The following is a 13,089-nucleotide window of genomic DNA, read 5'->3' as shown; positions in this document are numbered from 1 at the left end:
CCTGCCCTCACCTTCCGTAGGGCTACGTGAGTCCCGCTGGCGCAATCCCATGGTTCAAAAATATACCTGCCCTGTGAACAGCGGGATGAAGCCTCCGCATCGTCACGGGATGCAAATTTTTTCGGTTGGGAATCCGTGAGGACTCACTGATACTTGGCTCCACAACAGGCGCGGCCTAGACCCCTGTTATCCCCCGCAATCCACCATATTTAGTATTTGATTCAGGAACTCGCACTAGTTCTTGACGGGCGCAACGGAGAGTCCTAGCTTTCGGTCCGTTCGGCGCGAGTGAGTTTGCGTCCCGCCGGCACTCCCCCGAAGGGTCTCGCAAATCTCAGCTCCGCCAGCCGGCCAAAGGCTGCGGGATGAGGGCTTGTCTGCCCTCGGAGAAGCGGACTTTTCGGGCGCCAGAACGGGCCGGCAACAGGCTCGCATGGCACCGGTAGAAGTTGTGATGTTGTGGGGCGTTGAACGCATGTCGGACCCATCCCCTTGGGGGCGGACGGGTCTGGACGTGCCGGCGGATGCAAGGTGCTCGCACCGGGCCTTCGCCGGGAGAAAGTGAGCCGGATCCACCGGCCAGAACCGCGAAACCTCTGGGGCCACGAGGCCCTTCAAGGGTTCGCCAAACGAAATGTCGGCCGGACGCCTGAACGGAGGCGGTTCGGTCAAAAGATTAAAGGACGGGGCAAGACCATGCGGATTGAGCGGCGCCACACCACTTCAGGACAGTCACCTTACGCGGGAATCGATTTCCGCCTGACCACGTCGGAGATTCGCAATCCCGACGGCTCGGTCGTGTTCAAAATGGACGGCGTCGAGGTCCCGACCGAGTGGTCGCAGGTCGCCTCGGACGTGCTCGCCCAGAAATATTTCCGCAAGGCCGGCGTCGCCGCGCGTCTGAAGAAGGTCGAGGAGGAATCCGTCCCCTCCTTCCTGTGGCGCTCCGTGCCCGACACCGAGGCGCTTAGCCTCCTGCCCGAGAAGGAGCGCTATGTCAGCGAGCTCTCAGCCAAGCAGGTGTTCGACCGCCTCGCCGGCTGCTGGACCTATTGGGGCTGGAAGGGCAAATACTTCTCCACCGACGAGGACGCCCAGACCTTCTACGACGAGCTTCGCTACATGCTCGCCATGCAGATGGTCGCGCCGAACTCGCCGCAATGGTTCAACACCGGCCTGCACTGGGCCTACGGCATCGACGGCCCCGGCCAGGGCCACTATTATGTCGACCCCTTCACCGGCAAGCTGACCAAGTCCAAGTCGGCCTATGAGCACCCGCAGCCGCATGCCTGCTTCATCCAGGGCGTCGGCGACGACCTCGTCAACGAAGGCGGCATCATGGACCTCTGGGTCCGCGAAGCCCGCCTGTTCAAATACGGCTCGGGCACCGGCTCCAATTTTTCGCGCCTGCGCGGCGAGGGTGAAAAACTCTCCGGCGGCGGCCGCTCGTCCGGCCTGATGAGCTTCCTCAAGATCGGCGACCGCGCGGCGGGCGCCATCAAGTCGGGCGGCACCACGCGCCGCGCGGCCAAGATGGTCGTCGTCGACGTCGATCACCCCGACATCGAGACCTATATCGACTGGAAGGTGAAGGAGGAGCAGAAGGTCGCCGCCCTCGTCACGGGCTCCAAGATCAACCAGAAGCACCTCAAGCTGGTGCTGAAGGCCTGCGTCAACTGCGAAGGCTCGGGCGACGACTGCTTCGACCCCGAGAAGAACCCGGCGCTCCGCCGCGAGATCAAGCTCGCGCGCCGCTCGCTCGTGCCCGACAACTACATCAAGCGCGTCATTCAGTTCGCCAAGCAGGGCTACAAGGACATCCAGTTCGACACCTACGACACCGATTGGGATAGCGAAGCCTATCTCACGGTCTCCGGGCAGAACTCCAACAACTCGGTCTCGCTGAAGGACGACTTCCTCCGTGCGGTCGAAACGGACGGCGACTGGAACCTGAACGCCCGCACCTCCAAGAAGGTGACGAAGACGCTGAAGGCGCGCGACCTCTGGGAAAAGATCGGCTACGCCGCCTGGGCCTCGGCCGACCCGGGCCTGCACTTCAACACCACGATGAACGACTGGCACACCTGCAAGGCGTCCGGCGACATCCGCGCGTCCAATCCGTGCTCGGAATACATGTTCCTGGACGACACGGCGTGCAATCTCGCCTCCGCCAATTTGCTGACGTTCTACAATACCACGACCAAGCTGTTCGACGTCGAAGGCTATGAGCATCTCTGCCGGCTCTGGACCCTCGTGCTCGAAATCTCCGTGATGATGGCGCAGTTCCCGTCCAAGGCGATCGCCGAGCTCTCCTACGAATTCCGCACGCTCGGCCTCGGCTACGCCAATATCGGCGGCCTGCTGATGACCATGGGCCTGCCCTATGACAGCAAGGAAGGCCGCGCGCTCTGCGGCGCGCTGACATCAGTGATGACCGGCATCACCTACAAGACCTCGGCCGAGATCGCGGCCGAGCTCGGCACCTTCCCCGGCTACAAGAAGAACGCCGCGCACATGCTGCGCGTCATCCGCAACCACCGCCGCGCCGCGCATGGCGAGACCTCCGGTTACGAGGCGCTCTCCGTCAACCCGGTGCCGATGGACCTCGTGTCGTGCCCGCAAGGAGACCTCGTCAGCCACGCGCAGGCAGCCTGGGATGCGGCACTCGAGCTCGGCGAGCAGCACGGCTATCGCAACGCCCAGACAACGGTGATCGCGCCGACCGGCACGATCGGCCTCGTCATGGATTGCGACACCACCGGCATCGAGCCCGACTTCGCGCTGGTGAAGTTCAAGAAGCTCGCCGGCGGCGGCTACTTCAAGATCATCAACCGCGCGGTCCCCGCGGCGCTGCGCGCGCTCGGCTATCGCGAGAGCGAGATCGCGGAGATCGAGGCCTATGCCGTCGGCCACGGCTCGCTCTCCAACGCGCCCGGCATCAACGCCTCGACCCTCAAGGCCAAGGGCTTCACCGATGAAGCGATCGCCAAGGTCGAGAAGGCCCTGCCGACCGCCTTCGACATCAAGTTCGCCTTCAACAAGTGGACCTTCGGCGAGGACTTCATCCGCGACCAGCTCGGCATCGGCGCCGAGGCGATCGCGGCCCCCGGCTTCGACCTGCTCCAGGCCGTCGGCTTCACCCGGCGCGAGATCGAGGCGGCCAACGTCCACATCTGCGGCGCGATGACGGTGGAAGGTGCCCCGCACCTCAAGGCCGAGCACTATCCGGTGTTCGACTGCGCCAATCCCTGCGGCAAGATCGGCAAGCGCTATCTGTCGGTCGAGAGCCACATCCGCATGATGGCGGCGGCGCAGCCCTTCATCTCGGGCGCGATCTCCAAGACCATCAACATGCCGAACGACGCCACGGTGGAGGACTGCAAGTCCGCCTACATGCTGTCGTGGAAGCTTGCCCTGAAGGCCAACGCGCTCTATCGCGACGGCTCCAAGCTCTCCCAGCCGCTCAACTCGCAGCTCATCAGCGACGATGAGGACGAGGACGACGCGGTCGACCATCTCTACGAGAAGCCGATGGCGGCGCGCACCGCCCAGGTCTCGGAGAAGATCGTCGAGAAGCTGGTCGAGCGCATCATCGTGATGCGCGAGCGCGAGAAGATGCCGGATCGCCGCAAGGGCTACACCCAGAAGGCGGTCGTCGGCGGCCACAAGGTCTATCTCCGGACCGGCGAATACGACGACGGCCGTCTCGGCGAGATCTTCATCGACATGCACAAAGAAGGCGCGGCGCTCCGCTCCTTCATCAACAACTTCGCCATCGCGGTGTCGCTGGGCCTGCAATACGGCGTGCCGCTGGACGAATATGTCGACGCCTTCACCTTCACCCGCTTCGAGCCGGCGGGCCCCGTGCAGGGCAACGACAGCATCAAGTACGCGACCTCGATCCTCGACTACGTCTTCCGCGAGCTGGCGGTGAGCTACATGTCGCGCTTCGACCTCGCCCATGTCGATCCCAACGAGACCGGCTTCGACGCGCTCGGCAAGGGCGTCGAGGAAGGCAGGGAGCCGGACGAGGACGGCGGCCACCACGCGACCAGGCTGGTCTCGCGCGGCCTCACCCGCTCGCGCACGGACAACCTCGTCGTGATGCGCGGCGGCTCGGCCGCGGTCTCGCAAGGCAACGACGGCGCGCCATCAGGCGGCAGCAAGGTCACGGCCCTCGCCGCGCACGGCACGAGTGCCCGCGCCGGCGATGCCATCGAAGGCGCCGTCGCCCTGAAGCAGGAAGCCAGCCACGACCTCTCCCCCACGGAGAAGCTCGAGCAGCTCCAGTGGAGCAAGGCCGGCAGCGCCGCAACCGCCGCCCCCACCAAGGCCGAGCGCCGCGCGGAAGCCAAGGCCAAGGGCTACGAGGGCGAGATGTGCTCGGAGTGCGGCAACTTCACGTTGGTGCGGAATGGGACCTGTATGAAGTGCGATACTTGCGGCAGCACGACGGGGTGTTCGTGACTATCTAGAACCGACTAAACTAGCGATGACGTGGGAAGGCCGCTCCGTTGAGCGGCCTTTTTCTTAACGCGGGGCCAGTGCACTTGAGCAACAGCGTCCAGCTTGCAATCTCGGAGAGAAGGGAGATCTCACCTCTCACTCGTGTTCCTAAAGACACTCTCAACGCTTGGAAAAACGACCTTTCGGAATGGACTCAGCCGGACGTATTCCGCGCTCGTATCGATCAGATAACTCAAACCATTCCCCGAAAGATATTTTTCGGCCAAGGCGGCCTCGCCTTCTTACGTGACGCCTGGATTGCGAGCCGGCTCGCATCTGCGCTGTCGTCCGACCTGGTTCGACTGATCTCGTCTGACCGCCCCGATTTCGAGATTCAGACTGACGAAAGGATTGAGCAATTCGAAGCCACCGAGGCAGACATGGACGGTCGGCGGCGTGGCGACGAACCGGATGACCTGATTCCTCGGCCGGATCCGGTCGAGAGCTGGCGTGAGCGATTTGAGGCAATTCCAGCAGCGATTGATCGAGTGGTCGCGAAGAAGCTGGAAAAGAACTACTCACCAGAGATTAACTTGGCGATCTACGTTAACCTCGGTTGCTACGGTGCCTTCGTGGAAGAGGGCTTGCCCATTCTTCGCGATCACACAGCGCCCGCCAAGACCAGATTCAAACGCGTTTTTGTGCTCTGGGAAGCCTGTCTCTACAGGTTTTGGGAAGATGGGAAGTTAAAGTTCGAGAAGTGGTCGTATACCCATCCCGAAGACCTTTGAGGTTTGCAATCGACAGGAAGATGAAACTACAGATTGCGGTGACAGCGCACTAAATTCGCTCGCTCCGTCCTGCCGATCTGCGGCTTCGGTTCGCATTTGGTGGGCGTTTAGTGCATTGCCGTAATCGCATCTTGGTTCCGACTTCGATGCTCCTCAATATCCTGCTGCCGAAATTCCCTTTGCGGTCGCCCCCTTCCCTCCTAAACTCCAATCACCACCGGCATGGGTTCCGACGGGCCCGGTAGAAGCGGAGTTGAGTTATGCCCAAACCGGAAAGCCTCCCGATCGAGAAGATCTTCGTTCCCACGAAGCAGAAGAAAGCCATCAAGCCCGAGACCGTCGCGGAGGTCGCGGAAAGTATTATGGAGATCGGACAACAGGAGCCCATTTCCGTTCGGCTCGACGGAGACCGCCTGGTTCTGGTCGAGGGACTGCATCGGTTAGAGGCCTGCAAGGCGCTCGGCGAGACAACCATTGTCGGTGTGCTGGTCGCGGCCGAACTTGCTCAACACAAGCCGCTGTTGTCCGAACGACCCGAAGTCGAGGCAGAGCGCCTCAAGATGGCGCGATTGAAACAGTTGCGACTTGAGAAAGAAGCCGCAGAAGCATCGACGGCTGCCTTGAGGGGCGCTGGCGCAACGGAAGCGCCGCGCACCCGTCTGGCGAAAGGCGCCCGCGACAATTCGAAGGCATCACCGGGCCGGACTGCGAAAGCGGCGCCGAAATCATTGTCGGCCTGGATCACGCAGCAAAAGGGCAGCGGCGGCCGCTATTGATGGCCGGGATTGCAGCGAGATCGAACCAAACGCATCACAAAGTCGATCAACTCGTCATCGTCTTGCGGGAGCGATAGCCGCACGCCGCGGCTATCGCTCCTTTGCATTGTCGCGATCGTCTCACGCCGCCTTCGCCTGTTCCGGCGAGGCCGTCTCCATCGCGCGCATGTAGAGGTCGAGCAGGCTTTCGCGCTCGTCGCGCTCGTTCTTGTCTTCCTTGCGCAGCTTGATGATTTCCTTGAGGATCTTCACGTCGAAGCCCTCGCCCTTGGCTTCCGCGAAGACTTCCTTCTTCTGTTCGCTCAACTCCTGCATTTCGCTGTCGAGGTTCTCGATCCGCTCGACGAAGGAACGGATCTTGCCGCCGGGAATGGTGATGTCGGACATGGTGCCTCTTTGCTGACTGAGGTCGTGAAAATGACCGCAAAGACATGACCAATGTGTTAACCTCGCAGCCGCGCGCGTTCGGTCCGCGAGGTCTTGCTCCATGGGCTCAAGCTCGCACACCGGTTGCGATCTAAAGCGGAATAGTCGGGTTGCGGCGTGCTTGCCTCGCAGCTTGTCTTGCGTCTCTTCTGGCAACCCAGCGCGCGCGAAACCGCTGCGCGGCATGAAACGTCCGCGGGGCGACAAGTTGAAACGCCAGCGAGGCGCAGACCCGAGCGCTGCCGTCTGTGTGTCATTTCACAATTGCCGGAAGAGCTTTATAAGGCATGATGAGCAAGCGTGGCCCGCGGGAAGGACCGCCATGAACGGCAATCGCTACTACGGGGTTCGGGTCGAGGGTGCGAAATACGGCGTGGGTTTTGGCTCCGCACTCGCCATCGCAATCTCCTACACCAACAATCATTCGATCCTGTGGGCGATCATCCACGGCATCTTGGGCTGGCTGTACGTGATCTATGTCGCCCTGTTCCGGTGACGACGAACGCGCGAGGACCAGGACGCCCGTTATTGCGAGCCACCGGGCCCGCGCGGAGCGCGGCGCGATGACAGGCTCCGCGAAGTAGTCCAGGCCATCACCTGCGAATTACGCCTTGCCGATGCCCGGCAAAATCTCACCACATGGCCGCCACGCAAGCGACAACCCGCAAGCGCGATTTCAGCGCAAACGCGACGGAGGCTCGCGGCTTCAGCGATATTCAGGAGCCATTTGCAATGTTGAGTGCGGGAGAAAATAAGCCAACGGGAAAATCAGGTCGGCGCGGCGGCAAGAAGAAGGCCGGGCAACGGACCGCAGCCAGCGAGAAACGCGCAGGCGCAGCGCATCAATTGCCGGATGCCTCGGCGGACGTCAGCCAAGGGATCAGCCAAGAGATCAGCCAACAGAACAGGCATGAGACCGAGCAAAAAACAAGGCAAGAGACGAGCCCAGCGATCAGTGCGCAGGCACCTTCGGCTGCAGCCTTGCCGGGCGCGGCTTCCGGGGTCGAGATCGCTGCAAGCGCGCCGGTCGCGGCGGCGGAACCTTCCCAGGCCAGCACGCGGGCGATTGCCGATGCCTATGGCGACTACATCGGGACGTCGGTTGAGCGTGCCTGGACCTTCCTGGGAAAGCTCGCGACGGCGCGCTCACCCGTCGAGGCCTTTGAGCTTCAGATGGAGTACGCGAAACAGGCGTGCGAATCGTTCGTCGCCGAATCCCAGAAGATCGCCGCGTTGCATGAACAATTGACCAGACAACGGGTCATGCATCTTGAGGGGTTCGTGGCCAGGCTCACCCAGACGACGCTCGAAATCCGCGCAACACGTCACTAGCGGCAGTTGCCTGTTCCGGCGCCGCAGGCGCCGGATGTCCATAGGTAGGCCCCTCGCGAAGCCCATCATTCGAGCATCGGCGTTGATGGGCTTCGCTCGGGCCTCTTACTCACTGCGCTTTGCGCAGCCACGGAGCTAACCGAACCTACCCGCGCGCTAGCGGCCTCACTCCGCCCCGCTTCCGAGCCCGCCATAATTTTTCCTCGCCACACGCGTTGTGTCAGACAGCGGCGAGACCTATCCTTTCCAAGATCGGACTGCCTCCCATTGAAGCCCGACCGGATGGAGAGCGCATCGGTGCCTGACACGAACGACCCCAAACCGGATACCGGCAAGTCTGATACGTCCAAGCCGGATGCTGCCAAGCCTGACGCCGCCAATCCTGATGCGGCGCGCGCCGATAGCGGGCTGACGCGGGCCTATGACCGGATCAAGAGCGCAGAGGAAGACCTTGCGCGGCTGGACCGGCTGGTTTCCGGAATGGAACGGAGCAGCGAAGCCCCGCGGACCTCGCACGCAAGCGCCGCTGCGACGGCAGCCGCCACATCCGGAGACAAGACGCCTGCGCCGGACGTCAAGGTTCAGAATGCCAAAATTTCGAATGCCAAGCCTCGCGAGCCTCGCGACCAGGGCCTGAAGGGAGACCGGGCCATGATGCGCGCCTTGTTCATTCTCGTGTTGGCGATCGGCTTGCTCGGTGCCGCCGTCGCTTCGCAATATGGCGACGAGGCCACATCGATCGGCAAGTCGATCATGGCGCGATGGGCTCCGCCGCCTGCGAGCGCGCCACCTCAGTCGTCCGCCGTCGAAACTCCAGCGCAGCCGCCGGCGGTGCAACTGGCTGCCGCGGATGAACCGAGCCTTGTGCCCGCACCGCCAGCCGCCAAGGACACGGACAGCGCGCCAAAGCCTGCCGCTGCCGCGGCGCCTGAGCCGGCATCGCCGGAGCTCGCGCAATCGCTCAAGGCCATCACGAGCGAGCTTGCGAGCATCAGCGGCAAGCTCGAGCAACTGAAGAGCAGCAACGAGCAGACCCTGCGCGAGCAGGCCGCCACGATTCAGCAGCTCAAGGCGGCGCAGGAGAAGGATGCGGCGGAGAATGCGCGCCTCGCCGCGCAGGTCCAGGCGCTGCAGACGCAACTGAGCGCGTCATCGGCGTCATCCGCCTCTGCAGCCCCCAAGCCCGTCGTGCGCAGCGTGGTGAGCAACGATGCGGCTGCGCATGCCCGGCCGCGCATACCGGCGGCCGAACCCAGGCGGCCCAGGCCGCCGCCGCGAGGCCGGTGGATGCCGCCCTATATGGCCGATCCCTATTACGTCGATCCGGATTGGTGAGCCGGCAAGGCGGCTACGCGTTGTGCATGCCAGCTTGCTGCTGCAAGCAGGTCATTAAACGTTGAAGCAACGCGCAAGCTTGCGGTGGCGATCTTCGCGATCGCCGCCGCGGTTCCATGCGTGCGATCAAACTCTCTCCCGAATTCCTACAAATCTCTGCCATCTACCCAAGGTAGATTGCTGCCGGTGAAGCGTGGTCAACAACGCGACTTGCAAGAAACTCTGCAGGCCTCAGCCCCGCTTCCGGCAATGGAAATGGGAGTTCCGTCATGCAGCATCTGCCGAACGACACCTTCGACGTCACCCTTGACCAGTTTGGTCAAATCGAGACCGTGTCCGGAGACCCCGGCTTTCCCGCGGCCAAGGACGTCGTCGGCGGCAACGACACCGTGACGGCCACCGTCGCCGAACTCCATACCCAACTCACGATCTTCGGCGACGACCACACGACGTTGCTCGGTCACTCGCAAGGCGGAAACGACACGCTCATCGCCGACATCAGCGGCGGCTGGAACTCCGCCCTCGTGGTGGGCGATACCCAGGCGATGATCGACGACGCCAAGGGCGGCAATGACACCATCGTCGCGGATGCCCATGGCACGATCTACACCCCTGTCTCGGCCTTCGGCGACGTCGCGGGCGACATGTCGGGCAACGCGCAGGGCGGCAATGACGACATCACCGGCTCGATCGGGTGGCGCGGCGGTTCCAACCTGTTCGCCGGCGATGCCGGCGGTTCCATGATCGACACCTCGCACGGCGGCAACGACACGCTCGATGTGAGCGTGCTCACCATCGACGGCGGGGCGGCTGTCAGCGGCGACGCCATCGGCGCCCTGCGCGGCCTTGCCCAGGGCGGCAACGACAATCTGACCACCACCCTGGACGGCGACAGCCCGATATCCGGCGCAACCCTGTCGGGGGATTCGTCGACGTCGCTGATGGATCTCACCAAGGGCGGCGACGATGTCCTGACCGTCAAGATCGACGGCCAGAATGCGGATGCGATCTCGCAGATGTACGGCGACGCGCCGGACATGACGGGTCATGCTCAGGGCGGCAACGACATCCTCAACGGCGGCGCCGGCCGGGACTTCATGTATGGCGATGCGCGGACCTATGAACCCGCATCACCGGGTTCGATCACCGGCGGCATGGATACGCTGAACGGCGGCGCCGGCAACGACCAGATGTGGGGCGGACCAAACAACGACCTCTTCGTCTTCAACACCGGTTCCGGCAACGACGTGATCAACGACTTCGATCAGGGCAACGAGGCCGTCGGCAGCACCGCGGCGGAGCACGATTTGATCGACGTGCAGAACTACGGCTTTACCGACTGGACCGCGCTGTCGAAACTGATCAGCGACAACACCGCCGGCGACGCCGTGATCCACCTGTCCGCCAACGATTCCATCACGCTGGACGGGGTTCACGCCGCGAGCCTGCATCCGACCGACTTCATCATCTGAGGAAACTGGATTCGCCTTCGTGAAGCGTGGTCGCAGCACGTCGCGCATTTTGCCGGCGTGCGGCCCGCCTCCGACAATGAAATGGGAGTTACGCCATGCAACATCTGCCCAACGACACCATCGACGTCCTGCTCGACCAGTTTGGTCAAATCGAAACCATCACCGGAGATCCGAACTTCCCGACCACCACGGACGCCTGGGGCGGCAACGACACCGTGACGGCAACTCTCAGCCAGCCTGAAGCAGAGGTCACGATCTTCGGCGACGACAACACGACGCTGCATGGCCAATCCCACGGCGGCAACGACACGCTGACGGTCAATTTCAATTACGGTTGGAACACCGCCCTCGTGGTCGGCGATGCCCAGGCGATGACCGACGACGCCAGGGGCGGCAACGACACGATCGATACCGAGGACAAGTCGTTGTACACCAACGCGCATGTTTTCGGCGATGTCGCCGGCGACATGTCGGGCAATTCGCACGGCGGCAGTGACACCATCATCGGCGAGGTGGGCTGGCGAGGCTACGACAATATATACGCCGGCGATGCCGGTGGTTCCATGAGCGGCACGGCGCAGGGCGGCAATGACACGCTCAACATCAATCTGGACACCAGGGAGGGTTCGGTGAGAATCAGTGGCGACGCCATCGGTTCCATCGGCGGGGATGCGCATGGCGGCAACGACAACATCAACTTGACCATGAGCGGTGACAACGTCTGGGCCGGCGCCTCGGTGTCGGGAGATTCCTCTACATCCCTCACCGACAACGCCCAGGGCGGCGACGACATCCTCACCGTCAAGATCAGCACCCAGTACACCGACGATGCCCGCGATGTGATGTTCGGCGACGCGCCGACCATGTCCGGCAATGCCCATGGCGGAAACGATATCCTCACTGGCGGAGCGGCCACCGACCGCCTCTATGGCGATGCGGAGGTCTATAATCCCGCGACCCCTGGCTCGATCACCGGCGGCCGCGATATTCTCAACGGCGGCGCCGGCAACGACCAGCTTTCGGGCGGCGGAAACAGCGACACCTTCGTCTTCAACGCCGGCTCCGGGAATGACCTCATCACCGACTTCGACCAGGGCAACAAGGCGGTCGGCAGCACCGTGGCCGAGCACGACCTGATCAACGTGCACGATTACGGGTTTGCGGACTGGACGGCGCTGTCGAAACTGATCAGCGACAATGCCGCCGGCGATGCCGTGGTTCACCTCTCGGCCAACGACACCATCACGCTCGACGGCGTCCACGCAGCAAACCTGCACCCGACCGACTTCATCATCTGAACGAGTTGCTCTGGAGGCAGCCATCTCGCCCCGCCCATAGCGGGGCGAGATGCGGGTGACACCTGCCCCGCCCCGCCAATCCCTTCAGAGCGCCTACCTGCCGGCCGAGCGAAGGTCGTCCGCGGCGCCATCGAATGCGTTCTGACTTTCGGCGGCTCCGCCCTGCTCCGCATCCGCCGACAGCTGACGCTTGCCGACACCAAAGATGTCATGCACCAGCCCGAGCTTGCCGAGCCCGAGGATGATCAGCCCGTTGATGTCGATCTCGTACCAGGCGTGCGAGAGATAAGCGTCGCGCGGAAAGCGGTGATGGTTGTTGTGCAGGCCTTCGCCGAAGGTGAGGAACGTCGTCACCAGCTCGTTGGTGGTGCCGTCGCTGGTCTGGAAGCGGCGGTAGCCCCAGCGGCCGTCGCTGTGGCAGACCGAGTTCACCAGCGAGGTCGCCATGGTCATGATGTAGCTGCGGAACAGGCCGGCGAACAGGATGCAGCCGATCATGCTGCGCACGCCGCCGAAGGCGTAGCCGATCGCGCCGGGAATGATCACCGCCGACAGTGCGTACCAGTACCAGCGCGTCCGCGTGAAGAACATGGCGATCGGGTCGGCCAGGATGTCCTTGGCGTAGTATTCGCCGTCGGTGGTGGCCTGGTCCCACACCCAGCCGCCCTGCGCATGGGACATGCCCTTGAGGAAGCTGGTGTAGCGGTTGCCGTAGCCATCATAGTAAGGGCTGTGGACGTCGCCGGGCTTGTCGGAATGGAGATGGTGGCGGCGATGGTTGCTCACCCATTTCAGGATCGAGCCCTGCACCGCCAGCGTGGCGATCAGGGCGAGGATCGTCCGCATCACCGGACCGCAGCGGTAGCTGCGATGCACGAAGTAGCGATGCATGAAGCCGATGCCGATCGTGGTCAGCAGGAACATACCTGCGAAGACCGACACCTCGACCCAGCCGATGCCTTGCAGCAGGGCCCAGATCAGCGCCCCGACCGAGCCGCCGATCATGAAGCCGAACGCGATGTAGGAATCGAGGAACTTGGCTTCGACCACCGGCCCTTCCAGCAGCACGCCGGGCGGCATTTTCGGATTCGGAACTGCCTCTGGCGCGACGCTATCGATGACGGTCATTTTCGCCGATCCATTTACGCAAAATTAACTGTTCTGCAGCGCAACCTACAACCGGGGGTTTTTTCCCGCAAGGCGTGCGGCGGCC

General features: G+C 63.1%; 10 protein-coding genes. 8 read left to right on the top strand and 2 right to left on the bottom strand.

Features of this window, described 5'->3' with window-relative positions; all coding sequences use genetic code 11:
• Positions 1-696 precede the first annotated feature (696 nt).
• From HAP40_RS18355 to HAP40_RS18345, 3 genes are all read left to right on the top strand, one after another.
• Positions 697-4,467: a vitamin B12-dependent ribonucleotide reductase gene (locus tag HAP40_RS18355; RefSeq protein ID WP_166816485.1), complete on the top strand. Its 3,771-nt coding sequence runs from the start codon at positions 697-699 to the stop codon at positions 4,465-4,467.
• Positions 4,468-4,550: 83 nt separating this feature from the next.
• A complete protein-coding gene (locus tag HAP40_RS18350) occupies positions 4,551-5,237 on the top strand; it encodes a hypothetical protein (protein ID WP_166816486.1) in 687 nt (228 codons plus the stop codon).
• A gap of 260 nt (positions 5,238-5,497) precedes the next feature.
• Positions 5,498-6,013: a ParB N-terminal domain-containing protein gene (locus HAP40_RS18345; protein ID WP_166816487.1), complete on the top strand. Its 516-nt coding sequence runs from the start codon at positions 5,498-5,500 to the stop codon at positions 6,011-6,013.
• A gap of 120 nt (positions 6,014-6,133) precedes the next feature.
• On the opposite strand, the gene HAP40_RS18340 is transcribed toward HAP40_RS18345, so the two are convergent.
• Positions 6,134-6,400: a DUF2312 domain-containing protein gene (locus tag HAP40_RS18340; protein WP_025575662.1), complete on the bottom strand. Its 267-nt coding sequence runs from the start codon at positions 6,398-6,400 to the stop codon at positions 6,134-6,136.
• Positions 6,401-6,761: 361 nt separating this feature from the next.
• On the opposite strand from HAP40_RS18340, the gene HAP40_RS18335 reads away from it, so the two are divergent.
• The 5 genes from HAP40_RS18335 to HAP40_RS18315 all read left to right on the top strand — a co-directional run bounded on the left by HAP40_RS18335 (position 6,762) and on the right by HAP40_RS18315 (position 11,876).
• Entirely contained in the window at positions 6,762-6,935 is a 174-nt protein-coding gene (locus HAP40_RS18335; RefSeq protein WP_166816488.1) for a hypothetical protein, read from the top strand.
• Between the two features lie 143 nt (positions 6,936-7,078).
• A complete protein-coding gene (locus tag HAP40_RS18330; protein ID WP_166816489.1) occupies positions 7,079-7,771 on the top strand; it encodes a phasin family protein in 693 nt (230 codons plus the stop codon).
• Positions 7,772-8,053: 282 nt separating this feature from the next.
• Entirely contained in the window at positions 8,054-9,106 is a 1,053-nt protein-coding gene (locus HAP40_RS18325; protein WP_166816490.1) for a hypothetical protein, read from the top strand.
• A gap of 269 nt (positions 9,107-9,375) precedes the next feature.
• Complete coding sequence (locus tag HAP40_RS18320; protein WP_166816491.1) at positions 9,376-10,578, top strand: calcium-binding protein; 1,203 nt, start codon at positions 9,376-9,378, stop codon at positions 10,576-10,578.
• A gap of 95 nt (positions 10,579-10,673) precedes the next feature.
• Positions 10,674-11,876: a calcium-binding protein gene (locus HAP40_RS18315; protein ID WP_166816492.1), complete on the top strand. Its 1,203-nt coding sequence runs from the start codon at positions 10,674-10,676 to the stop codon at positions 11,874-11,876.
• Positions 11,877-11,969: 93 nt separating this feature from the next.
• Here the strand turns inward: HAP40_RS18315 and HAP40_RS18310 are convergent, their stop codons facing one another.
• Positions 11,970-13,004 (bottom strand): acyl-CoA desaturase, encoded by a 1,035-nt coding sequence (locus HAP40_RS18310; RefSeq protein WP_166816493.1) that lies wholly within the window; start codon positions 13,002-13,004, stop codon positions 11,970-11,972.
• Positions 13,005-13,089: the final 85 nt, after the last annotated feature.

Origin of the sequence: Bradyrhizobium sp. 1(2017) (assembly GCF_011602485.2) — a bacterium.
Taxonomy (GTDB): domain Bacteria; phylum Pseudomonadota; class Alphaproteobacteria; order Rhizobiales; family Xanthobacteraceae; genus Bradyrhizobium.
The sequence above is the reverse complement of the archived record's forward strand: the minus strand, read 5'-3'. Positions and strand labels throughout refer to the sequence as shown.